Raw genomic sequence first — 22,865 nt, forward strand, 5'->3', positions numbered from 1 at the left:
TCAGTGAACCGGCAGTTCGACGCCGTCGAACAACTCTTCCAGTTCCTGCTTGTTGTGGCACTGAATGGCTTTGGCCATGACTTCGCGGGTCAGGTGCGGGGCGAACTTCTCGATGAAGTCGCACATGAAACCACGCAGGAAGGTGCCGCGACGGAAACCGATCTTGGTCACGCTCGATTCGAACAGCTCGCTGGCATCCAGCACCACCAGATCGTTGTCGAGTTTGGTGTCGACTGCCATTTTCGCCACGATGCCCACGCCCAGACCCAGACGCACGTAGGTTTTGATCACGTCGGCGTCGGCCGCGGTGAACACCACTTTCGGCGTCAGGCCGCGATGGCTGAAGGCTTCATCGAGTTTCGAACGGCCGGTGAAACCGAACACGTAAGTCACGATCGGGTATTCGGCCAGTGCTTCCAGGGTCAGCTTCGGCAGCTTGGTCAGCGGGTGGCCCTGCGGCACGACCACGCAACGGTTCCAGCGGTAGCACGGCATCATCACCAGATCGCCGAACAGCTCCAGCGCTTCAGTGGCGATCGCAAAATCGACGGTGCCGTCAGCGGCCATCTCAGCGATCTGCATCGGCGAACCTTGATGCATGTGCAGCGCCACGTCCGGGTATTGCTTGATGAAATTGCTGATCACCGGCGGCAGTGCATAACGTGCCTGAGTGTGGGTGGTGGCGATCGACAGGGTGCCTTTCTTCTCGTTGGAGAATTCCTGGGCAATCTGCTTGATGCTCTCGACCTTGCGCAGGATCTCACCGGCGGTGGTGATGATGCGCTCGCCGGCCGGAGTGACGCGGGTCAGGTGCTTGCCGCTGCGGGCGAACACCTCAACGCCGAGTTCGTCTTCCAGCAGGCGGATCTGTTTACTGATGCCCGGTTGCGAGGTGTAAAGGCTTTGGGCTGTAGCGGAAACGTTGAGGTCGTGGTGCGCCACTTCCCAGATGTAGCGCAATTGTTGAAGCTTCATATGAATCCCTCAAAGCAGGTAGACGCCACGGGCATCAGCGACGGTATATAACTATATTAATGGTTTGAAGAATAAATCTAGAACTTTTTTATCAAAGTGCCATTATTCCAGCTTCAGCGATCCTCCCGCCGCCGACGCTCCACCAACGGCACCAGATAAACCGGCACCTTGGACAACTGCAGGACCCGAGCCGCCGTGCGCCCCAATGGCGTTTCCGCGCCCACCCCGTGACTGTGGCTTCCTACGATCAGCAAATCGACCGAGAGTTTCTCCACCTGGTCGAGAATCACCTGCGACGGATCGCCCTGCAGCACGCGGACCGCACGAATGCGCTGCAGATCCTGCTCGCCCTCCTCGCCCAATTCTTCGCGAAAGCTTTCCAGCACCCGCTGCTCGATATTGGCGATGACTGTTTTCAGACCCTGACTGTGAAAATCGTTCAATGCCTGCTCGTCGAGGTAACTCTGCAACACCGATTCGGCAAACAGCCCCATCGGCTCCACGGCGTGCACCACATACAAGTCGGCATTGAACGTTCGCGCCAATGCCAGGGCATGCTGCATCACTAACGGTGCGTACAGACCGAGGTCAGTGGCATACAGCATCGAACGAATCATATGACCTCCTCGCAAGCCAACATGGCGGAGATTTGATTCAGCTTAGCAGTGCCTTGACGAGTACGACGTGCGACGCAACGTCTTGAACCAAAGGGCTTTAGACCGACGGCTCGTTGCTGATGCCGTGCGGCACGTGGCCGGTGGCGACGACTTCGCGGGCGAGTTCGCAGTGACCGGCCTGATCGTCGAAAAACACGTCCGCGGCAAACGCTTCGAGAAACGCCGACTTGGTCAGGCCACCCAGGAACAGTGATTCGTCGAGACGAATATCCCACTCGCGCAAGGTGCGGATTACCCGCTCATGCGCTGGCGCCGACCGCGCGGTGACCAGCGCCGTACGGATCGGGCAGTCATCATCGGGAAACTCGCGTTGCAGCAAATTGAGCGCCGCCAGAAAGCCTTTGAATGGCCCGCCGCGCAAAGGCTCGCGCGCGGCTTCACGCTCCTTGGCCTGAAACGCTTCCAGGCCGCCGGATTGATAGACGCGCTCCGACTCGTCGGAAAAAATCACCGCGTCGCCGTCGAAGGCGATGCGCAATTCATCACTGGCCGCGCGGCTGGCGCCACCGGACAGAATGGTTGCAGCGGCGAAACCGGCATCCAGCGCCGCGCGCACATCTTCAGCATGAGTCGAAAGAAACAGGTCGCAACCGAACGCTTTCAGATACGGATAAGGACTGCGCCCGCCGACAAACGCCGCGCGGGAAATCGCCAGACCGTAATGATGAATCGAGTTGAATACGCGCAGCCCGGTGTCGGCGCTGTTGCGCGAGACCAGAATCACCTCGACCCGTGCACGGCCGAGGCGACTGTTAAGTGCCAAGAGTTTTTCCACCAGCGGGAAAGCATCGCCGGGGGCCAGAATCTCGTCTTCGTGCTCGATCTGATATTGCCGGTAGGCTTCGACGCCGCTCGACAGATAGACCTTGTGGCTCTCGCTCAGGTCGAACAAGGCGCGCGACGAAATCGCCAGCACCAGTTTGTCATCGATGTTCTTGGCCATGCCTTCCCCCAAAGCGATCGACTTAAACGTTACGTCGATCGATAAAACCTAAAGTGCGATACAGCGCTTCGATGCGCGGCAGCTCACAGCCTGCCGCTTTTGCCGCCGCCAGTGGCCGAGCGTAGATCGCTTCCAGCTCCAGCGGGCGCTTGTGTAAAAAGTCGTGGTACATGCTCGGCCAGTAGTCGGGCATTTTCTCGGTCATCATAAACAGGTAGTCGGCGTATCCCGGCGGCACGTCGTGACCGCAGGCTTTGGCGCCCAGCCCCACTTCGGCCATCAACGCCTGGATCAACTCGCGGCTGTCGGCATCGGCCATCAGCGCTGTGGTGCCCGCACCGAGCAACACCGAGAGGCCGTTGTAGGGAATATTCCACACCAGTTTTTGCCAGCGCGCCTGTTGCAGATTGGGCATGGCCTGGGAATCCAGACCGGCGCTGCGAAACAGCCCGCAGCCCTCCTCGACGATCGCCATGCGCGCAACGTCATCAATGGCCGGACCGCTGTGATAGCCCACGTTGACCGCTCCGAGCGCCTGATGGGTCACCAGACCCGGGCCGTCGCGGTGCACGCAAATCAGGCACAAGCCGCCCAACAGATGCAGGGAATCGGGGAGCAATTCACGCAAGCTGTCTTCGACGTCGAGGCCGTTTTGCAGGACCAGTACTTTCGCATCCGGTTTGGCCGCTTGAATGATAGAAGGCGCGAGACCGGCATTGCTGGTGGTCTTCGCCCCAACCAACAGCCAGTCGCACTTGGGCATGTCTTCGGCCGCCGAATAGGCCTGCACCGGATTCAACGTCAGCGGGCCATGCACCGCGCTGTTCACCTGCAAACCGCGTTCAGCCACCGCCGAAAACTCACTGCGCAACAGAAAGTGCACATCGAAGCCGGCACGCGCCAGCATCACGCCGTAGAACCCGCCAATTGCACCGGTACCGATAATCCCCACCTTCGGTTTATCCAACCCCGGTTTATTCACTGCCCCCATCATGGCAACTCCTCTGCAATTCGACCCAGTGCCTGCGCCAGCGCCGCATTCAGCGCATCGGCTGTCAGGCGTGTGTGCAATGCCCCAAAGAACTCGCCGTCGCGCACCACAAACAGCGCCGGCAAATGAAAGACCTGATAACGCTCGACCAACCCGCCGTTATCGCCGGCATCGATCCAGCACAGGCGATCGATGGCTAAGGCCATGTCCGGCAACACCTCGCGGGCGTAACGGCAACTGGCGCAGCCGACGCTGGTGAAAATCACCAGCGAAACGCCGTTCATCGCCAGCAGCCGTTGGTCGGCGTCGAAATCGGTCAGTTCGGATTCGACCACTATACTGGGGGAAACAATGTCAAATGGCCGACACAGGGAGTCTGTGCTCATGGGACGTTTCATACCTCATCCGGACGAGGTGCCGGTTGAATTAACCTTGCTCAAGCCTGAGTGTATTTCCAGGCAACAGCTGCACACTATCAGCCTCGGCGGCATCGCTTGCAATTACCACCGTGCCTGGCGCCATGGCACCGCTTTGCAAGTGCGCATGCCGACCCTGAATGCCGACATCTGTTATCCGGGCTATGTGGCGTGGTGCCTGCGGCGCAAAAAAGGCTATCTGGTGGGCATCGCGTTTACCGATGAGCAGACGCTGTTCAGCGCGCGAATGGGTGAGCAGGTGTGTCAGATCGAGCGTTACTGCCGCATGCACGAAACCCACGATGACCTGCAAGAAATTCAGGCGGTAGCCCTGCAATGGGTCGAGCAACACGCCGACGAGTTCTCCCACGACAGTGTGCGCAAGGCTTTTGCGCAGCCAGCGCTGGACTAAAGCACCTTTTGCCCATTGTCGAGCAGGCGCTTTACGCGCTAAGGTTCCGCTCCCCGACGCGCTTAAATCTGCTGTGCTCCGCCGCGCGGGGATCGCTGGCGGCCGGCACCCGTGACCTGACGAGTAAACGATGGCTGATTTACCGATCAACGACCTAAACGTCGCCTCTAACGAGACCCTGATCACTCCCGATCAGCTCAAGCGTGATATCCCTCTGAGCGACGCTGCCCTGCGCACCGTCACCAAGGGCCGCGAAGTCATTCGCAACATTCTTGATGGCACCGACCACCGTCTGTTCGTAGTGATCGGCCCGTGCTCGATCCACGACATCAAGGCTGCCCACGAATACGCCGATCGCCTCAAGGTGCTGGCGGAGGAAGTCTGCGACACCTTGTACCTGGTCATGCGCGTGTATTTCGAGAAGCCACGGACCACCGTCGGCTGGAAAGGCCTGATCAACGATCCGTATCTGGACGACTCGTTCAAGATCCAGGACGGTCTGCACATCGGTCGTCAGTTGCTGCTGGATCTGGCCGAAAAAGGCCTGCCGACCGCCACTGAAGCCCTCGACCCGATCTCCCCGCAGTATCTGCAGGACCTCATCAGCTGGTCGGCCATCGGCGCGCGCACCACCGAATCGCAGACTCACCGTGAAATGGCTTCGGGCCTGTCCTCGGCCGTCGGCTTCAAGAACGGCACCGACGGCGGCCTGACCGTGGCGATCAACGCCTTGCAGTCAGTGTCCAGCCCGCACCGCTTCCTCGGTATCAACCAGGAAGGTGGCGTGTCGATCGTCACCACCAAAGGCAACGCCTACGGTCACGTGGTGTTGCGCGGTGGTAACGGCAAGCCAAACTACGATTCGGTCAGCGTTGCCCTGTGTGAGCAGGCGCTGGACAAGGCGAAGATCAAGCCGAACATCATGGTCGATTGCAGCCACGCCAACTCCAACAAGGACCCGGCCCTGCAACCACTGGTGATGGAGAACGTTGCCAACCAGATCCTCGAAGGCAACCAGTCGATCATCGGCCTGATGGTCGAAAGTCACCTGAACTGGGGTTGCCAGGCGATTCCGAAAGACCTCGCCGACCTGCAATACGGCGTGTCGATCACCGATGCCTGCATCGACTGGTCCGCCACCGAGAACACCCTGCGCAGCATGCACGCCAAGCTCAAGGACGTGTTGCCGAAACGCCAGCGCAGCTGATCAACGTTTCGCAGGCATAAAAAAACGCCGGGCATTGCCCGGCGTTTTTGTGTGTGCGGTTCAGATCTTTGCAGCGCGGCGCTGGTGGCGCTCCATGTAGCGCTCGACGTAGGAGCACGACGGAATCACCGTGTAGCCCATTTCTTCAGCGTACTGCAGCGCGCTCTCGGTCAGCGCTGCCGCTATGCCACGGCCGCGCAGGGCGTTGGGCACGAACGTGCGATAGATATCCAGGGTCTGTTTCCCCAGATCCATATAAGTCAGGTAGGCACGATGACCGTCCACATTGGTCTCGAACTGATGACCAGCCTGGTCATGGTGGATGGACAACGCCTCGCTCATCACTACTCCTCGCGGGTCTTGAATTCTGACCCCTACCTTACCGATGTTTTTCCGGCGAAGGAACATCTACGCCACCCCGTGCCTGATGGACACCGAGAAGAGCCACACCGATCTCGCGCAACCGAGCACCTGATAAATAGTAGGCACCAATGGCCAAAATGCTCAAGGTGCACTCGTCATCACGTGGGTTGACCGGGGTTGCTCCGATTGACGCCGGGACGGTTCGGGAGAAGATCTTCCCGGGCCGCTAACCTGTCCATTGCCGGATGTTGAGACTTAAGACGTACGGCCTTTTTTAAAGTCACCTCAACATGCACAAAGATAAGCGAAGCAGCGCGCAAAATCGGAACAAAAGTGTGGACGAATTCATCTAGAAAGACTTTAGCCAAGACTGCAAAAACAGCACGCAGTAACGGGAACTTTTTCGCAATAACTCGCTCAGCTCGGGGCTTGTAGCTGGGTATTTTTTAAACAGCGCAGTTAAAAGTTGCTCGAAAAAGAATCAGCGCCTACAATTTTTTTTGCTTCTTGCGCTACGTCAGTTTACTTACTACAAGTAATGGGTAGTATGTACGCCGGCTATTTCCTCAATCGTGAGGAGACAGCCACTTAATTTGAAAGTCCTTGAAGGGGAACACGATGAACAACGTTCTGAAATTCTCTGCTCTGGCTCTGGCCGCAGTTCTGGCTACCGGTTGCAGCAGCGCATCGAAAGAAACCGAAGCACGTCTGACCGCTACTGAAGACGCAGCTGCTCGCTCCCAGGCTCGTGCAGACGAAGCTTACCGTAAAGCTGATGAAGCTCTGGCTGCTGCTCAAAAAGCACAACAGACTGCTGACGAAGCTAACGAGCGTGCTCTGCGCATGCTGGACAAAGCTAGCCGCAAGTAATAATCCTTCGGGATTGTTATCAAGCCGACCCGATTTTCGGGTCGGCTTTTTTATTGCCTGCAGCTTTTGTTCAGGCAATAAAAAACCCGCCGATGCCTGACGCATCGGCGGGTTCTGCACCGTGACTTACTGCTGCAAGTCGATCGGTACGTTCGATACCATCGGCGCCGACGTATTCGGCGTGCCGATTTCGGTCGGCAGACCATCTTCGGCCGCGACCACATCACGCACCACATCCCAGTTCACGCGCAGGTTGCTGGTGACGTCTTCACGCTTGAGCATCGCGTTGATCACTGCGGTGTGCTTGTCGACCACCGACGGGTTGCCCTTGTCGTCGATCGGCGTGTGCGCTTCCAGATAAACCTTGCCGCCACTGCTGCCGAACTTGTACGCATCGTTGAGGATGCGCACCGACGTTCCGACCGGCACCATGCCGGCCATTTCCAGCACGTTGTTGTTGAACATGCGGAAGCAACCGTGGCTGGTGCGCATGCCGATACCGAATTTCTTGTTCGAACCGTGGATCAGGTAACCCGGCGTGCCCAGGGTGAACTTGAACGGGCCCAATGGATTGTCCGGGCCGGCCGGCACCACGTTTGGCAGTGGATCGCCATCCGCAGCGTGTTCAGCCTTGATCGACGCTGGAGGCGTCCAGGTCGGGTTTGGTGTCTTGGCGGTGATCGAGGTGTGCGCGATCGGCGAGCCCCAACCCTCACGACCGATCCCCAGCGGGAACGTGTACACCACGTTGCGGCCTTTCGGGAAATAGTAGAGGCGGTATTCGGCAAGATTGATAACGATGCCTTCGCGCGGACCCGGCGGCAGAATGAACCGCGTCGGCAGGACGATTTCGGTACCGGCGCCCGGCAACCAGGCATCGACGCCCGGGTTGGCCGCGACCATCTCCGAGTAGCCCAGATCGTACTTCGTGCCCAGATCGGCGAAGGTGTCTTCGTACTTGGCTTTGATCACCTGCACCTGACCGATGATGTCTTCACCGGGCGGTGGCAGGGGAAACTCCAATGCAGCAACGGGACCGGCCACACACAGGGCGGCAAGTGACAGGCAGCGGGTGACGGCAGGAAAGCGCGGCAACATCCGGAAAATCCTTCGCATGATCATCAAGGGTATAAGAGCGCGATTGTACACCGCACTTTGAATATTCGGGGAGACGGCCCGATAGGCAGACAGAAGTCTTCATGTAAGCGCTGCCGCAGGCTCGGCCGCGATCGGGCGAGCTCTGGGTTTAAAGCTCGAAACGCAGCTCCGGCCAGATCGGCGACGTCCCGCGCTTCTGCGACTCAAGAATCGCCCGACACAGCGAACACAGGCGCTGATCCTGAAACACCCGGCGATCCACGCTCGACCAGCGCGGTTGCGCCGGCAGCAGGCTGCCGCAGAGGGTGCGATCAGCCGAGCCACCGAGTTCGAGTTGCCGGGTCACCAGATGCACCCGCACTTCCTGGCAGGCGAACAGGTCCAGCTGCTCGTCAGGCTCGATCAGTTGGTAGGCAAACAGGGACCAGGCAGAACGCGACATCGGGGGCTCCAAATAAGGGGGCGCCACATTAGCCGAAAGCCTGCCCTTAGAAAAGCCTCATAACAGCGGTTTTAGCGTCGGCCAGACATTTTCCAGCAACTTGCCCTGAGCCCCGACCGCCGGGTGTAGACCATCGGCCTGCATCAAGTCCGGATGACCGCCCACGCCGTCGAGGAAAAACGGTACCAGCGGGATCTTTTTATCGTCGGCGAGTTTGCCGTAGACCTCGGCAAAAGCATCGGTGTAGCGCTTGCCGTAGTTGGGCGGCAGTTGCATGCCCAACAGCAACACCTTGGCCCCGCTCTGGCGGGAGCTGTCGATCATCGAGGCAAGATTTTGTTGCAATTGAGTTGGCGGCATTCCGCGCAAGCCATCATTGCCACCCAGTTCGAGGATCACCAGTGCCGGTTTATGCTCTGCAAGCAGCGCGGGCAGCCGCGCCTGGCCTCCGGCACTGGTGTCGCCGCTGATCGAGGCATTGACCACTTTGTCGTCGAAACCCTCCTGTTTGAGCCGTTGTTCGAGCAACGACACCCACCCCAAGCGGGTATCCAGTCCGAAACCGGCGCTGATACTATCGCCAACGATCAGGACAGTACCCGCCGCTGCGCTCTGGGCCATGCACATCAAGGCCAGGCCAGCACTCAAAAACCACACACGCATCGGATTCTCCATGGGCGCAAGCATTCTCACCGCGAAGAACCTCAGCAAAGTGGTTCCCAGCGCGGAAGGTGAACTGACTATCCTGCACGAACTCAGCCTGGAACTGAACAAGGGCGACAGCCTGGCCATCGTCGGCGCATCCGGTTCGGGCAAATCCACCCTCCTCGGCCTGCTCGCCGGCCTCGACCTGCCGAGCAGCGGCGAAGTCATCCTCGCCGGGCAAGGCCTGAGCAATCTTGACGAAGACCAGCGTGCGCGCATCCGAGCCGAGCATGTCGGTTTCGTCTTCCAGTCGTTCCAGTTGCTCGACAGCCTCAATGCGCTGGAAAACGTCATGCTGCCGCTGGAACTCGATGGCCGCAAAGACGCCCGTGAGCGGGCGACTGAGCTGCTCCAGCGCGTCGGCCTCGGTCAACGTCTGACGCACTCGCCGCGCCAGCTCTCCGGTGGCGAACAACAGCGTGTGGCCATCGCCCGCGCCTTTGCTGCCGAGCCCGACGTACTGTTCGCCGACGAGCCGACCGGCAACCTCGACAGCCACACTGGCGAGCGCATCAGCGATTTGCTTTTCGAATTGAACAAGGAACGCGGCACCACCCTGGTGCTGGTGACCCACGACGAACGCCTGGCTCATCGTTGCCGGCGCCTGATCCGTCTTGAAGCCGGGCTGTTGGTCGCCCCTCTGGAGCCTTGATGGCACGTTTGCCGCTGTTGCGTCTGTTCAGCCTCGCCCTGCGCCAACTGATGCGCGATGCCCGTGCCGGGGAATTGCGCGTGTTGTTCTTCGCGTTGGTCGTGGCGGTGGCGGCGAGTACTGCCATCGGTTACTTCGGCGCCCGCCTGAACGGCGCCATGATGCTGCGCGCCACTGAGTTTCTCGGCGCTGATCTGGTACTTGAGGGCAGCTCCCCGGCCCGTGAAGAACAGATCAGGAGTGGTACCGAGCTGCGCCTGAATCATGCGCAGGTGGTGGAGTTTTCCAGCGTCATCGCCACCGACAACGGCATTCAGTTGTCGAGCATCAAAGCCGTCGACCGCGCCTATCCGTTGCGCGGTGAACTGAAGAGCGCACCTGCGCCTTTCGCCGCCGAACAAACCGGTGGCGAACCGCAACCCGGCGAAGCCTGGGTCGAGGCACGCCTGCTGACCGCACTGGATCTGAAGATCGGCGACAGCATCGATGTCGGCATGAAGACCTTGAAACTGACCCGCGTGCTGACCTATGAACCGGATCGCGCCGGCAACTTCTACAGCCTCACGCCGCGGGTCATGATCAACCTCGATGACCTCGCCGCCACCGGCGTCGTGCAACCCGGTAGCCGGGTGAGTTACCGCGAACTGTGGCGCGGTGAACCGCAGGCGCTGGAAACCTATCGGCAATTGATCAAACCCGGGCTCGCCGCCAACCAGCGCATTCAGGACGCCCGCGATGGCAACCGGCAGATTGGCGGTGCGCTGGGCAAGGCCGAACGTTATCTGAACATGGCCAGTCTGGTCGCCGTGCTGTTGGCCGGTGTCGCCGTGGCGCTGTCGGCGAACCGTTTCGCCAGCCGCCGTTTCGATGCCAGCGCGTTGCTGCGCTGCCTGGGATTATCGCGCCGGGAAACCATGCTGTTGTTCAGTTTGCAACTGACCGTGCTGGGCTTGCTCGCCGCGCTCAGCGGCGCGCTGCTGGGCTGGCTGGCGCAACTGGGCTTGTTCGCGCTGCTGCATGATTTGTTGCCAAGCGATGTGCCACCGGGCGGTCTGTTTCCAGCCATCGCCGGGATCGGCACGGGACTGGTGGCGCTGGCGGGTTTCGCCTTGCCGCCCCTCGCTGCGCTGGGGCGTGTGCCGCCGTTACGTGTGCTGCGCCGCGACATGCTGCCGATCCCGTCGAGTACCTGGATGGTTTACGGCGCAGCCTTGGGCGCGCTCGGCCTGATCATGTGGCGCTTGAGCCTGGATCTGCTGCTGACCTTCGCGCTGCTCGGCGGGGGCGTGGTCGCCGCGTTGCTATTGGGCGGTTTGCTGTTGTTGTTGCTGCAAAGCCTGCGGCGGATGCTCGCCCGTGCTTCGTTGCCGTGGCGCCTGGGCCTGGGCCAGTTGCTGCGCCATCCCTTGGCAGCGGCCGGTCAGTCGCTGGCATTCGGCCTGATTCTGCTGTCGATGGCCTTGATTGCCCTGCTGCGGGGCGAACTGCTCGACACCTGGCAAAACCAACTGCCGAAAAATGCGCCGAACTACTTTGCCCTGAATATTCTGCCGGCAGACAAACAGGCCTTCACCGATCACCTGATCAAAGTCTCCGCACAAGCGGCGCCACTGTATCCGGTGGTGCCGGGGCGTCTGATCAGCATCAATGGCGAAGCCGTGCAGCAAATCGTCAGCAAGGATTCGGCCGGTGACCGTGCGGTGCAGCGCGACTTGAGCCTGACCTGGGCGGCGGATCTGCCTGCGGGCAACAAGCTCACCGCCGGGGAATGGTGGAAGGATCAACCTACGGATGATGTTCCCGGTGTCTCGGTGGAAGGCAAAGTCGCCGAAAGCCTCAAGCTCAAACTCGGCGATCACATGGTGTTCAGCGTCGGCGGGGTCAATCGTGAAGCGAAGGTCACCAGCCTGCGCGAGATCAACTGGGACAATTTCCAGCCGAACTTCTTCATGATCTTCCAGCCCGGCACGCTGAAAGATCTACCGGCGACTTATTTGACCAGTTTCTATCTGGCACCCGGACATGATCAGCAGATCGTTGATCTGTCGCGGACCTTCCCGGCAGTGACCATTCTGCAAGTCGAAGCGCTGCTCGAACAATTGCGCAGCATCCTCGCCCAAGTCACCTTGGCCGTTGAATACGTATTGTTGTTTGTCTTGGCGGCGGGGATGGCGGTGCTGTTTTCCGGCTTGCAGTCGACGCTCGACGAACGTATTCGCCAAGGTGCGCTGCTGCGTGCTCTGGGCGCGGAGCGACAGTTGCTGATTAAGGCACGGCGCATCGAGTTCGGCTTGCTCGGTGCAGTCAGCGGCTTGCTCGCGGCGATAGGCTCGGAAGTGGTGAGTCTGGTGCTGTATCGCTACGCCTTTGATCTGCCGTGGCATCCGCATCCATGGTTGTTGGTGCTGCCATTAATTGGCGCCGCGCTGATTGGGGGTGCCGGTGTGTTCGGCACGCGCCGGGCGCTCAATGCAAGTCCACTGACAGTGTTGCGCGAGGGTTGATAGACTCAAGCGGTCTTAATCACAAGAAGTTGCCATGAGCCGTTATCGCCCTCCCCGCACCGCCGGCACCGCGCTGATCACCCCTGAAGGTGAAGCGCGGATGCGCGCCGAATTCCATGAGCTGTGGCACGTGCGCCGCCCGCAGGTGACACAATCGGTCAGCGAGGCCGCGGCACAGGGCGATCGCTCGGAGAACGCCGAATACACCTATGGCAAGAAGATGCTGCGCGAGATCGACAGTCGCGTGCGCTTTCTGACCAAACGCCTGGAAGCGTTGAAAGTCGTCAGCGAAAAACCCAGCGATCCGAACAAGGTCTACTTCGGCGCCTGGGTGACCATCGAAGACGAAGACGGCAAGCAGTCGCGCTACCGCATCGTCGGCCCGGATGAACTGGATTTGAAACTGGGCCTGATCAGCATCGACTCGCCACTGGCCCGCGCCTTGATCGGCAAGGCGCTGGATGCTGAAGTCCGGGTGCAGACGCCGACCGGCGAGCAATTCGTTTACATCGTCGCCATCGACTATCCGTAAATCGTATCAGCGGCGGGTGATCAAGCCCTGCCGCGCGACGCGGGTCAGTTGCTTGATCATTTCCGGTGCATCTTCCGCAGTCGGTGCCTGAATCACCGCCAGATCAAAACTGTCACTGGCAAAACGCGCCAGCGATTCGCCGTCTTCAACGAACTGGATCAGGAATGCGGCAGGACCGCCGCTGCGACGTGGCCAGCCATCGAGATAACGCAACAGCGTCGGCTGATGTTTGCCGCCAAGGAGGATTTTCGGGTTGCGCTGGGTGATATGTGCCGTGATCGGCGCGGGACGTGCTGGAGGGCGTAGTGCATTCATCGTGTCGTGTCTCTGCCTCAAAAGTCTGCATGGCAGGTGAGAGGCAACACCGAACCAGCGCTTTAGCGGTATTTCGAAGCCCTGTTCCGGCTTCTGACGGCAACTGTTGAAGTCACCTGGCGCCCCGCAAGTAGCTGTTTAAATCGGCGCATGGGCAACATCCTAGAGAACGTGACCGATCAGTGTCAAGAATCAGCCGCAACAAAAAAGGCCCGCACAATGCGGGCCTTTTCCGTGAGCCAGAGCGCTTAACCGGCGATGGCGCGGTCTACCGAAAGCTTGCCGGCGCCTTCGATCAGAACGGCGAGGCTGCCACCGAGCAGGGCCAGGGCGAACTCGTAACCGTTGTTGGCCATAAACAAACCGTTACTGATGTGTACGGTGAAGATCGCCACCAGCGACAGGAAGGTCAGGCCCAGCGCCGCCGGGCGCACCAGCAGACCGATGATCAAGGCCAGGCCAGCGAAGAACTCAGTACCGCCGGCCAGCGTGGCCATCAGGTAGCCCGGGTGCAGGCCGATGCTGTCCATGTACTGGGCGGTGCCTGCCAGGCCGTAACCACCGAACAGACCGAAAAGTTTTTGCGAACCGTGAGCTGCGAAGATCACGCCGACAGCAATGCGCAGGATGGTCAGACCGTAGCCGGCGCGGGTAAACAGGACTTTGTTGATCAGAGAGCTCATGAGGCATTCCTTGTTTTTGCGAGGAGTTATGTGTGTTGGTTGGCCGCTATATTAATCAGTTAATTTCATGTTAAAAGCGCAAATATTCCGCCATAACAATCAATTTATTAGATCATTTACGTGAGACGACTTTTTGCGCCCCGGGCTCCAACGACTCCCGCTCCCGGTCGAACGCCAAGTAATACTTGTTCACGCTATTAACATAGCTGACCGGCCCCATTCCTACCTGCTCCATGGCGATGCGCTCGACCTGGAAGAACCACTGATTAGGGTTCAAGCCACGGCGTCGGGCTTCGGCACGCATGCCCTGCACGCGCTCGGGGCCGATGTTGTAAGCCGCCAGGGTGAACGCCATGCGTTCGCGCTCATTGAGCTTGGGGCTGCTGAAGAATTTGCGACGGATCATCGCCAGGTATTTGGCCCCGGCCTGCACGTTCGCATCGAGATTCTGGATATTGTTGACACCGACACGCTGGGCGGCGGACGGGGTGATTTGCATCAGTCCGGTAGGGCCGCTGCCGCTACGCGCGCTGGGCTGCAGTGCCGATTCCTTGAATGCCAGCGCGGCCAGATTGAGCCAGTCCATGTTCTGCGCGTCAGCGTGTTTTTGCAGGGTCGGACGGAGTTTTTCCAGCCGCTGACGGTCAGCTTTGGCCAATGGATAGTGAACTTGATAGAGGCGCCGATAGATGCGCAGAAACGCCACGTCTTCATTGGACGGCTTCTTGTAACCACCAAGGAAGCGGTCGATGCTTGCGCGCAACATCGAAGCATCGCGGCGCACGAACCAATACTCTTCGCCCGGCTCGCTGATCATCAGTTGGCGATCAAAACGCAGTTTCGGCAGGATCTTGCCCCAGCGCTCGGCAATGGGTTGTTCGACGATGGTCAGGTGGAAAATCCCGCCCTGGACCATTTCCAGCACATCTTCGACCGCCAGTGTCGGATCGACCCATTCAATCTTGATCGGCGCCAGTTTGTGCAGCGCCAGTTTCTGATTGAGCTGACTGACCGCCTCCCCTGCCGCACTGCCGGTGGGCAACGCCAGGGTTTTGCCGGCGAGTTGCTCGACTTTGGTGTAGCGTCGCTCGCCCTTGATCCCGACCAATACCAGCGGCACGTTGCTGGCGATCGGTTCGCTGCTGGCCACGGCAAAGCCCGGTTGCAGATCGAGCAATTCGCCGGGAGCGACCAGATCGCCCTCGCCGCGTTGCAACGCGCCGAGCAATTGATCCTTGGCTTTGGGAATGATCTTGAGGGTGATTTCCTGGCCATCACGGGCGTGGCCGTTGAGGTATTGCTCGAAAGCGCGCAAACGATGGTATTCGACGCCAATGGCCTGGCCCTGAACTTCGCCGGAACTGTTGCGGCTCTGATTGACCAGCACGCGCAACACGCGACTGCTGCGAATCTCGGACAAGTCGCGCACCTTGGCCGCCGGCACGGCTTGCAGCGGCCCGGGCAGGCGCGCAACCGCCGTCATCGGCAGTAGCAGCGATCCACACAACAGAAGCAAAACCGAGGGACGAACCATCCACTCTCCGGAAAGAATACGGGGCGATCTCACCGCTGAGCGGTCGATATCACCGACGAAAACAGAGCGCCTGGAGCGCTGGCAAAGTGCGAGAGACTGGCACAGTAATGGCACTTCTGCCAAACCGGGCTGCGTCGCGGCATCAAGAGACAGCTCTAACTCGTTGTAGTTCTTGGCTTTTCTTATGAATCTACAGCTCTGGTATGCTTTCCGGCCTTCGGCCCGAGGTAGCAACCATGCAACTCATCGATATCGGCGTCAACCTGACCAACCCAAGTTTCGCCGACAATCACCAGGCCGTGCTTGATCGCGCCTATGCCGCCGGGGTCTGCCAACTGGTGCTGACCGGCACCAGCGTCGAGGGCAGCGAGCAAGCCCTGGAGCTCTGCCGGCAACTCGATGACAGTGGTCAGCGACTGTTTGCCACCGCCGGTATTCACCCGCATTCGGCCAGTGACTGGAATGCTGACAGCGCCCGTCGTTTGCGCAGTCTGCTGCAAGAGAAAAACGTCGTTGCCGTGGGCGAATGTGGCCTGGATTTCAACCGTGATTTCTCGCCGCGCCCGCAGCAGGAAAAAGTCCTCGAAGAGCATTTGGCGTTGGCCGTTGAACTGCAACTGCCGGTGTTCCTCCATGAGCGTGATGCCAGCCAGCGTCTGCTGGAAATTCTGAAAGACTTCCGTGATCACCTGCCCGCCGCTGTGGTGCATTGCTTCACCGGCGAACAGAAAGCCCTGTTCAGCTATCTCGATCTGGATCTGCACATCGGGATTACCGGCTGGATCTGTGACGAGCGCCGTGGCACGCATTTGCATCCGCTGGTGAAAGAGATCAAACGTGGGCGCCTGATGCTGGAAAGTGATGCGCCGTATCTGCTGCCGCGCACCCTGCGACCGAAGCCGAAAAACGGCCGCAATGAGCCGGCCTATCTGACTGAAGTGCTGCGCGAAGTGGCGTTGCATCGCGGCGAGACCGAAGAAGATCTGGCGGCGCACACCACCGCGTGTGCCCGCGCGTTCTACAACCTCCCCGCCCACCCCTTCAAGTCTAAACATACAAGCGAGCCTGCTCGCGAAAGCGAGGGTTCAGACAGCAATGATGTCGACTGACACGCGCTCTTCGCGAGCAGGCTCGCTCCCACAGGGGATAGATGTGTTCTGTTGATGTGCATCAAGATCCGCAGATCTGCATAGCGGCACAATGCTGGCACCTTGCCGAAACTGTTTCCGCTATCAGAGAAGACCTCCATGGGTGCCTGGCTTAGCAATATCTCGCTGAAATACAAATTCTGGGCGGTCAATGCGGTCGCCTTCGTCACCACTCTGCTGTTGGTGCTGTACGCCGTGCAGCTCGAACAACAGGCGCGCAGTCACGCTTCACAGGTGTCCGCTCAAGCCCAGGCGCAACTGCTCAAGGCCTGGCCGGGAGGGCAGCCGTTGCCTAAAACCGATCAGGTACTGACATTCAATCGCGGTGAGGCGCCGCGCCTCAACGACCAACCGCTGCTGGAAATCACCAGCAATGGCTGGAACGAGATCAATCACCTGCCGCTGTTCGGCGACAACCCGCTGATGGGCGCCGAAGTGTTCAGCCGCGCTGACGGGCAGCAAGTCGCCGTGATCGCCTATGGCCCGAGCCTGAGCCAGGTGTTCAGCGAGCGTTTCGCCAATTATGCGGTAGCCGTGTTCATCCTGATGTTCGCCATGCTGTGTGCCTCGCAGTTGCTGATCCGCTTCCTGCTCAGCCAGCTCAACACCCTGAAAGACGTGATGTTGCACGTGGAAAAAACCGGCGACCTGTCGGCTCGCGTACCGCTGGCCGGCAAAGATGAAGTCGGGCAAATGGCCAATGCCTTCAACGCCATGCAAGCCGGTTATCAACGCGTCGTCACCACGGTGGCCAACACGGCGCGGCAACTGGATGTCGGCGCGGCGCGGTTGGCGTCGAGCATGAACGAAGTGCGTCATGGCATGCTCGGTCAGCAGAGCGAAACCGACCAGGCGGCCACGGCGATCAATGAAATGACCGCCACGGTCTATCACATCGCCCAGCACGCCGGTGCCACTCGCGATCTGTCGCAGACCGCCGATGGCCTCGCCGGCAGCGGTCAGCAAGTGGTTGCGCGGGTACAACATTCGATTGCCGGGCTCTCCAGCGGTGTGCAGCAAACGGCCGAGATGATTCAACGGCTGGCCGAGGACAGTCAGAAGATCAACGGCGTGGTCAGCGTGATTCACAGCATCGCCGAACAGACCAACCTGCTCGCCCTCAACGCCGCCATCGAAGCTGCTCGCGCCGGCGAGATGGGTCGGGGGTTTGCGGTGGTCGCCGATGAGGTGCGCAATCTGGCCAAACGCGTGCAAACCTCGACTGACGAGATCACCACGATGGTCTCGGCGTTACAGGCCGGCACTCGCGATGCAGTGGATTTCATGCAGGAGAGTTCGTACAAGGCTGACGATTGCGTGCAGCAGGCGCAGGAGGCTGGTGCAGCGCTGGCGGAAATCACCGGCGCGGTCGCGCAAATGCGTGAGAGCAACACGCAGATCGCCGTGGCGGCGGAGCAGCAGAGTCAGGTTGCCGAAGAGATGAACCGGGCGGTGGTGAGTATTCGTGATGTGACCGAGAACACCGTGCAGCAGACTGTGGATTCGGCGACGACCAGTAATGAGCTGGCGACGTTGGCTGGGGAACTCAACAAGGCCATAGGTCAATTGAAACTCTGAAGGCCCTTTCGCGAGCAAGCTCGCTCCCACATTGGATCTGGGGCGCTCATAAATCCTCTGTGGGAGCGAGCCTGCTCGCGAAGGCTTCAAACGCGGCAGCATCGAATCCGGCGATGACGCCTATCGCTTCAATAGCCAACCTTGATTCGCCGCCCTCCGCGCCCCGGCCTATTCTTCAACCATGTGTTCAACATGGATCGAGGAGTAGTCAACATGGGCAAACGTCACCCCAACCTTCCCGCGTGGCAATGGCGCGCGTACCCCGGCAATCATCAGCACCCGACCAATCTGGTGCTGCACCTGATTGCGGTGCCGTTGTTCATCGTCGCCTTTCTGCTGATCGTGTCCGGGGTGTTCAGCCTGAGTCTGGCCAGTGTGGCCATCGGCGTGATCGGTATCATTGCGGCGCTGGGTTTGCAGCGCCACGGCCACAGCCTGGAGGCGCAAGCCTCCGAGCCGTTCAGTGATCGCAAAGATGCAGTGTCACGCTTGCTGGTCGAGCAGTTTCTGACTTTTCCGCGCTTCTTCCTCAGCGGTGGCTGGTGGCGCGCCTGGCGTGAGCGCCACCGTCGCCACTGAGTCAGGCGAAGATCGTGACGGTCTGGCGACTCATCGCAATCAATTCCCCTTCTGCGCTCCACAGCTTGGCGGCGACATGGCCGTAGCCATCGGCGGCATACTCGATGTCGGCGAGGTATTGGCACCAGTCCAGCGTGCTCAAATCGTGCAGCGGCTGCACGAATTCAATGGTCCAGGTCAGCGTGCTGCCGGGTGCAGGCTTCTTCAGATACGGCAACAGCGCGGGCGGCCACGCATCCACCAAAGCCAGCAGATGCGCCTCATTGACCGGCTCTTCTTTGACATCTCCGCGCAACCGCACCCAGCCCCCCATCAGCCGCGATTGAGTGCCGGTGAACGGCATGCCGCCGACGCTCCAGCGCATCGCCAAATGACGCATGAATTCTGGCGTCACGCCTTTGATGTAAGGCAACTCCTGGCACTCGTCCCAGTGTTTCATTGATGGCGCCGGATACGCTTCGACTGCCACCTCCGAAGGCCGCGAAGCACCGAAGCTGCCCTGAACGATCGTCACCACCTGGCCATTCTGCATCGCCCGGCCCATGACTTGGCTGACGGCTTTGCCTTCGCGCAGTACATCCACTTCGAAACTCACCGGGACTTCGGGTTCGACAGGGCCGACAAAAGTGATCGCCAGAGAACGCACCGGGCGATCCGCCGGTACTTTTGCGCGCATGGCTTCATATTGCAGCGCGGCCACCAGACCACCGAAACTGGCACGGCCCTGGCCCCATTCGGCAGGAATCGTCAGTTCTGGTTGGCGGCGGACCGCCTCGAGCAGATCGCTAAAGCGCATGGCAAACCTCGGAAAAGCAGAAATGAATGCAGCGATCTTAACCAGACCTGCACAGCGCCGCAGCGTCTATACCGGTCAAATGGACTGACAGAAAGGCCTTAGCGCACTTCCCGGCACACACAACACCCTGTGGGAGCGAGCTTGCTCGCGAAAGCGGGGTGTCAGGAAAGAATGTACCGCCTGACAGAACGCATTCGCGAGCAAGCTCGCTCCCACAGGGAATGTGGTGATTTCAGGATTTTTTGAAGCAGGCTGAACTGAGTTTTTCGAGGACTTGATCGGCCTTGATTTCGGCCTGGATCATGGTCGCCTGCCAAGTGGCGACACAGGGCTGAAGATCCGTCTCAAGCTCAGCCTTCGCCAACCACTGCCAGCAATCGTGCCAGTCACCCAACGCGCCCTGGGCCGACTTCAATCGCGCCAGCGCTGCCTCGGGCAAGCGGTCCAGTTCGGGATAGGCTTCGATGCCGTAGCGCACGCGTTTGATCAGCAAGCGCAAGCGATGACGGTCGTGCGCCGGATCGTGCAGCGCCTGGTCGAGTTTCTGCCATTGTTTGCCGAGACGTTTTTCGATGCGTTTATCCAGGCCCTTGAGCAAGCCCTGACGCTGGGAGGCGCGCAGGAAACGCGGGAAGGCGTCGAGAATCATCAACAGCGACGCCACTTCGGCACTCGCCGCCAGTGCCGGATAAGCCTCGGCCATCTGCGCCATGCGCCGTTGCGCGGCCTCAGGCTGATCATGCTGGAGCAGATACGCCGCGAGCACTTCACGATCGCGCCACGGCGTGGTCAATTGCCCCACCGCCGACGCGGCGTCTTCCAGTTGCTCGACACCCGGCAAGCCACGCAATGGCCGCAACAGGCTGCGCAAGCGGCGCACCGTGGTACGCAGATCATGCAGCGCTTCGGGGTCGGTCCGTGCAGTGAGCCGTGCCTGACAGGCCAGCAGCCGTACTTCCAGGCTCAGGACATGAGCCACCAACCGGTCAACCAACGCAGACATCGCTCGCTCCTGATTCAAATGGCTTGAAGGATCATTCTGCCGCCCAGTGTTCGCAGCATCCTTGCTTCACGTCAGCAGCTTAGCGCCCGGCGCGGGATTCGCGAATGTAGAAGCGCGCCTTCTCGGCTTTGTTGCTGCAACCTTCGAACCCTTCGAATTGTTGCTGAGTCTTCGCCGCCGTCAGCAACGACAGGGCTTTGGAGTAACTCACCGTGCCGGCAAAGCCTTCGGCCTTGGCCAGATCCAGTTCGTGCCACGCCGCGTCGAGCTGACTGCCGCAGCTGTCGCGGTAAGCAGTCTTACCGGCGCAACCGGCCAATGCCAGAGCCATCAACGGCACACAGATCCAGGCTTTCATCACTCACACCTCAAATTAGGTCAACAGTCGTGCAGGTAAGACGGTAAGGCTGCGAAAAAGTGCCTTGCCGGCGGGTGAAACCGCGCAGCTGAGAAGGATAGCGCTGAAGGGTCATGCAGTATCGAAAAAACGACGTCACCGGCGCACTCAACGACCTCGGCGATTGAGCCACTTGGCCGATGGGTGCATTGTGCAACCTTGTCGGGAGGAAGTTTGATGAAAAAGCGTGTCGCTCTGGTGCTGGGCTCCGGTGGCGCCCGGGGCTATGCCCATATCGGGGTCATTGAAGAGATCGAACGGCGTGGTTACGACATCGCCTGTATTGCCGGGTGTTCGATGGGCGCGGTGGTCGGCGGCATCTACGCCGCCGGAAAACTCGACGTTTACAAGAACTGGATCGAAAGTCTCGATTATCTGGATGTGCTGCGACTGGTCGACGTGAGTTTCCGCCTCGGTGCGATTCGCGGCGAGAAGGTCTTCGGGCAGATCCGCAAGATCGTCGGCGAGATCAACATTGAAGACTTGCGCATCCCCTACACCGCCGTCGCCGCCGACCTCACCAACCAACAGGAAATCTGGTTTCAGGAAGGTTGCCTGCACCAAGCCATGCGCGCCTCGGCGGCAATCCCCAGCCTGTTCACGCCAGTGATGCAAGGCAATCGCATGCTGGTCGATGGCGGCATTCTCAACCCGTTGCCGATCGTGCCGGTGGTGTCGAGCCACTGTGATCTGATCATTGCGGTGAATCTCAACTCGACCAACCAGCGTCACTACAAATTGCCCGTGATCCAGCGCCCGCCCGCGTTCCGCTCGCGCTTCGACAGCTTGATCAGTTCGCTGGGTTCGAAGATGCCATTCCGGCGTAAACAGGCCGAGCAATTGTTGAAGCTCGAACAGGAAGCCCTGCGCGCGGAAGCCGCCGATATCAATCCATGGCTCGAAGGTGCCGAACCCGAGAACCAACAGCCGGCCGCCGCCCCTGAGCGTGAAGGCGCACCGAAATCGGCGACCGGCTCGTTCATCATCGACAACGTCGGGCCGGCGTCATTGCTGGACTTGATCAACCAGAGTTTCGAGGTGATGCAGACTTCGCTGGCGCAGTACAAGATCGCCGGGTATCCGCCGGATATCCTGATCAATGTGCCCAAGCGGGTTTGCCGGTTTTTCGAGTTTTACAAGGCGCCGGAGTTGATCGCGCTGGGGCGCGAGATTGCGCGGGATACGCTGGATCGGTATGAGAGTGAGCAGAACCGAGAGCCCTGAAGTTCTCCGCAGTCTGTAAGGGCCTCATCGCTGGCAAGCCAGCTCCNNGAGCTGGCTTGCCAGCGATGGCGTCTGCCGGGACAACCAATGGCTAAAGATTGTTGTCACTGATCAGCCGATAGCCAACCCCGGCTTCAGTGACAATAAACCGCGGCCGCGTCGGATCGTCCGCCAGTTTCTGCCGTAAATGTCCCACCACGATCCGCAGATAATGGCTGTCTTCGGTGTGCGTCGGGCCCCAGATATCCTTGAGCAATTGCTGCTGGGTAATCACCCGTCCCGGATGCCGCGCCAGTTGCGCCAGCACCGCGTATTCCTTGCGGGTCAGCGCCACTTCGACACCGTCGAGCAGCACTCGTCGATAGGCCAGATCCACCGTCAGCGGACCGAAATTCAGTGCCGCTTGCTGGGCCTCCCCGGCTGGGGCCTGACGCAACAGCGCACGCACCCGAGCGAGGAATTCCTGAATGCCGAACGGCTTGGTCACATAGTCATTGGCGCCGCCATCGAGCGCCTGGACCTTCTGCCCTTCGCTGGCGCGCACCGACAGCACCAGCACCGGCGTCGTGGCCCATTCGCGAAATTCGCGCAGCACTTGCTGGCCGTCCATGTCCGGCAGGCCCAAGTCGAGCACCAGCAAGTCCGGTTTGTTCAGCGCCGCTTGCGCAAGGCCTTCGGCACCGTTGCCGGCCTCCAGCACTTTGTAGCCCTGAGAGGTGAGGCTGATGCGCAGGAATTTGCGGATCTGCGGTTCGTCGTCGATGACCAAAATAGTCGCGGTCTGGCTCATGAATTCACATCAACACAAAAGAGTGGCAAGA

26 protein-coding genes are annotated in these 22,865 nt (G+C 60.0%); 10 read left to right on the forward strand and 16 right to left on the reverse strand.

The genetic code is table 11. The features are described from left to right. From cysB to A8O26_RS24375, 5 genes are all read right to left on the reverse strand, one after another. A complete protein-coding gene (gene cysB, locus A8O26_RS24355; RefSeq protein WP_003183769.1) occupies positions 1 to 975 on the reverse strand; it encodes an HTH-type transcriptional regulator CysB in 975 nt (324 codons plus the stop codon). 113 nt (positions 976 to 1,088) lie between these two features. Then, positions 1,089 to 1,592 carry a universal stress protein gene (locus tag A8O26_RS24360; RefSeq protein ID WP_064120256.1) on the reverse strand — a complete coding sequence of 168 codons (504 nt, stop codon included), beginning with the start codon at positions 1,590 to 1,592 and terminating at the stop codon, positions 1,089 to 1,091. Positions 1,593 to 1,689: 97 nt separating this feature from the next. Beyond that, positions 1,690 to 2,595: a 5'-nucleotidase gene (locus A8O26_RS24365; RefSeq protein WP_064120257.1), complete on the reverse strand. Its 906-nt coding sequence runs from the start codon at positions 2,593 to 2,595 to the stop codon at positions 1,690 to 1,692. Positions 2,596 to 2,617: 22 nt separating this feature from the next. Then, a complete protein-coding gene (locus tag A8O26_RS24370; RefSeq protein ID WP_064120258.1) occupies positions 2,618 to 3,589 on the reverse strand; it encodes a putative 2-dehydropantoate 2-reductase in 972 nt (323 codons plus the stop codon). After that, positions 3,586 to 3,972: a thioredoxin family protein gene (locus A8O26_RS24375; RefSeq protein ID WP_064120259.1), complete on the reverse strand. Its 387-nt coding sequence runs from the start codon at positions 3,970 to 3,972 to the stop codon at positions 3,586 to 3,588. The genes A8O26_RS24370 and A8O26_RS24375 overlap by 4 nt, the downstream gene beginning before the upstream one ends. Here A8O26_RS24375 and A8O26_RS24380 point away from each other — a divergent pair. Both A8O26_RS24380 and A8O26_RS24385 read left to right on the forward strand, forming a co-directional pair. Continuing rightward, positions 3,971 to 4,414 (forward strand): PilZ domain-containing protein, encoded by a 444-nt coding sequence (locus tag A8O26_RS24380; protein WP_064120260.1) that lies wholly within the window; start codon positions 3,971 to 3,973, stop codon positions 4,412 to 4,414. The genes A8O26_RS24375 and A8O26_RS24380 overlap by 2 nt on opposite strands. A 130-nt stretch (positions 4,415 to 4,544) precedes the next feature. Further along, positions 4,545 to 5,621, forward strand: coding sequence for a 3-deoxy-7-phosphoheptulonate synthase (locus tag A8O26_RS24385; protein ID WP_064120261.1), 1,077 nt, complete (start codon positions 4,545 to 4,547; stop codon positions 5,619 to 5,621). Positions 5,622 to 5,681: 60 nt separating this feature from the next. Here the strand turns inward: A8O26_RS24385 and A8O26_RS24390 are convergent, their stop codons facing one another. Then, positions 5,682 to 5,963 (reverse strand): GNAT family N-acetyltransferase, encoded by a 282-nt coding sequence (locus tag A8O26_RS24390; protein WP_003226804.1) that lies wholly within the window; start codon positions 5,961 to 5,963, stop codon positions 5,682 to 5,684. 639 nt (positions 5,964 to 6,602) lie between these two features. Here A8O26_RS24390 and oprI point away from each other — a divergent pair. Next, positions 6,603 to 6,854, forward strand: coding sequence for an outer membrane lipoprotei OprI (gene oprI, locus A8O26_RS24395; protein WP_003199355.1), 252 nt, complete (start codon positions 6,603 to 6,605; stop codon positions 6,852 to 6,854). 126 nt (positions 6,855 to 6,980) lie between these two features. On the opposite strand, the gene A8O26_RS24400 is transcribed toward oprI, so the two are convergent. The 3 genes from A8O26_RS24400 to A8O26_RS24410 all read right to left on the reverse strand — a co-directional run bounded on the left by A8O26_RS24400 (position 6,981) and on the right by A8O26_RS24410 (position 9,057). After that, positions 6,981 to 7,952, reverse strand: coding sequence for a L,D-transpeptidase family protein (locus A8O26_RS24400; RefSeq protein WP_064120262.1), 972 nt, complete (start codon positions 7,950 to 7,952; stop codon positions 6,981 to 6,983). Between the two features lie 148 nt (positions 7,953 to 8,100). After that, positions 8,101 to 8,394, reverse strand: a complete 294-nt coding sequence (locus A8O26_RS24405) for a hypothetical protein (protein ID WP_007908575.1) — start codon at positions 8,392 to 8,394, stop codon at positions 8,101 to 8,103. Between the two features lie 57 nt (positions 8,395 to 8,451). Beyond that, entirely contained in the window at positions 8,452 to 9,057 is a 606-nt protein-coding gene (locus tag A8O26_RS24410) for an arylesterase (protein ID WP_064120263.1), read from the reverse strand. A gap of 10 nt (positions 9,058 to 9,067) precedes the next feature. Here A8O26_RS24410 and A8O26_RS24415 point away from each other — a divergent pair, with 10 nt between their 5' ends. The 3 genes from A8O26_RS24415 to greB are packed head-to-tail and all read left to right on the forward strand — an operon-like array spanning position 9,068 to position 12,787. Then, positions 9,068 to 9,751: an ABC transporter ATP-binding protein gene (locus A8O26_RS24415; RefSeq protein WP_007908572.1), complete on the forward strand. Its 684-nt coding sequence runs from the start codon at positions 9,068 to 9,070 to the stop codon at positions 9,749 to 9,751. Continuing rightward, positions 9,751 to 12,255: an ABC transporter permease gene (locus A8O26_RS24420; RefSeq protein ID WP_064120264.1), complete on the forward strand. Its 2,505-nt coding sequence runs from the start codon at positions 9,751 to 9,753 to the stop codon at positions 12,253 to 12,255. The genes A8O26_RS24415 and A8O26_RS24420 overlap by 1 nt, the downstream gene beginning before the upstream one ends. 34 nt (positions 12,256 to 12,289) lie before the next feature. Next, positions 12,290 to 12,787, forward strand: coding sequence for a transcription elongation factor GreB (greB, locus tag A8O26_RS24425; RefSeq protein WP_003226818.1), 498 nt, complete (start codon positions 12,290 to 12,292; stop codon positions 12,785 to 12,787). Between the two features lie 6 nt (positions 12,788 to 12,793). On the opposite strand, the gene A8O26_RS24430 is transcribed toward greB, so the two are convergent. The 3 genes from A8O26_RS24430 to A8O26_RS24440 form a co-directional block, all read right to left on the reverse strand. Continuing rightward, positions 12,794 to 13,102 (reverse strand): hypothetical protein, encoded by a 309-nt coding sequence (locus A8O26_RS24430; RefSeq protein ID WP_064120265.1) that lies wholly within the window; start codon positions 13,100 to 13,102, stop codon positions 12,794 to 12,796. A 248-nt stretch (positions 13,103 to 13,350) separates the two neighbouring features. Then, positions 13,351 to 13,785 carry a DoxX family protein gene (locus tag A8O26_RS24435; RefSeq protein WP_007908568.1) on the reverse strand — a complete coding sequence of 145 codons (435 nt, stop codon included), beginning with the start codon at positions 13,783 to 13,785 and terminating at the stop codon, positions 13,351 to 13,353. 112 nt (positions 13,786 to 13,897) lie between these two features. Next, positions 13,898 to 15,319 carry a transglycosylase SLT domain-containing protein gene (locus A8O26_RS24440; RefSeq protein ID WP_064120266.1) on the reverse strand — a complete coding sequence of 474 codons (1,422 nt, stop codon included), beginning with the start codon at positions 15,317 to 15,319 and terminating at the stop codon, positions 13,898 to 13,900. Positions 15,320 to 15,555: 236 nt separating this feature from the next. Here A8O26_RS24440 and A8O26_RS24445 point away from each other — a divergent pair, with 236 nt between their 5' ends. From A8O26_RS24445 to A8O26_RS24455, 3 genes are all read left to right on the forward strand, one after another. After that, positions 15,556 to 16,428, forward strand: a complete 873-nt coding sequence (locus A8O26_RS24445; protein ID WP_253757012.1) for a TatD family hydrolase — start codon at positions 15,556 to 15,558, stop codon at positions 16,426 to 16,428. A 138-nt stretch (positions 16,429 to 16,566) separates the two neighbouring features. Beyond that, positions 16,567 to 18,045, forward strand: a complete 1,479-nt coding sequence (locus A8O26_RS24450; protein WP_064120267.1) for a methyl-accepting chemotaxis protein — start codon at positions 16,567 to 16,569, stop codon at positions 18,043 to 18,045. Between the two features lie 213 nt (positions 18,046 to 18,258). Continuing rightward, a complete protein-coding gene (locus A8O26_RS24455; RefSeq protein WP_034155260.1) occupies positions 18,259 to 18,624 on the forward strand; it encodes a terminase in 366 nt (121 codons plus the stop codon). 1 nt (position 18,625) lies between these two features. Here A8O26_RS24455 and A8O26_RS24460 read toward each other — a convergent pair whose 3' ends face one another. From A8O26_RS24460 to A8O26_RS24470, 3 genes are all read right to left on the reverse strand, one after another. After that, positions 18,626 to 19,420 carry an acyl-CoA thioesterase gene (locus A8O26_RS24460; RefSeq protein ID WP_064120268.1) on the reverse strand — a complete coding sequence of 265 codons (795 nt, stop codon included), beginning with the start codon at positions 19,418 to 19,420 and terminating at the stop codon, positions 18,626 to 18,628. Between the two features lie 232 nt (positions 19,421 to 19,652). After that, positions 19,653 to 20,423 (reverse strand): CHAD domain-containing protein, encoded by a 771-nt coding sequence (locus A8O26_RS24465; protein ID WP_064120269.1) that lies wholly within the window; start codon positions 20,421 to 20,423, stop codon positions 19,653 to 19,655. Between the two features lie 79 nt (positions 20,424 to 20,502). Then, positions 20,503 to 20,781, reverse strand: a complete 279-nt coding sequence (locus A8O26_RS24470; RefSeq protein ID WP_064120270.1) for a hypothetical protein — start codon at positions 20,779 to 20,781, stop codon at positions 20,503 to 20,505. Between the two features lie 216 nt (positions 20,782 to 20,997). Between A8O26_RS24470 and A8O26_RS24475 the strand changes: the two genes are divergently transcribed. Next, positions 20,998 to 22,044: a patatin-like phospholipase family protein gene (locus tag A8O26_RS24475; protein ID WP_064120271.1), complete on the forward strand. Its 1,047-nt coding sequence runs from the start codon at positions 20,998 to 21,000 to the stop codon at positions 22,042 to 22,044. A 91-nt stretch (positions 22,045 to 22,135) separates the two neighbouring features. Here A8O26_RS24475 and A8O26_RS24480 read toward each other — a convergent pair whose 3' ends face one another. Continuing rightward, entirely contained in the window at positions 22,136 to 22,834 is a 699-nt protein-coding gene (locus A8O26_RS24480; RefSeq protein ID WP_064120272.1) for a response regulator, read from the reverse strand. Positions 22,835 to 22,865: the final 31 nt, after the last annotated feature.

The sequence above is a fragment of the Pseudomonas fluorescens genome, assembly GCF_001648775.1.
Taxonomy (GTDB): Bacteria; Pseudomonadota; Gammaproteobacteria; order Pseudomonadales; family Pseudomonadaceae; genus Aquipseudomonas; species Aquipseudomonas fluorescens_M.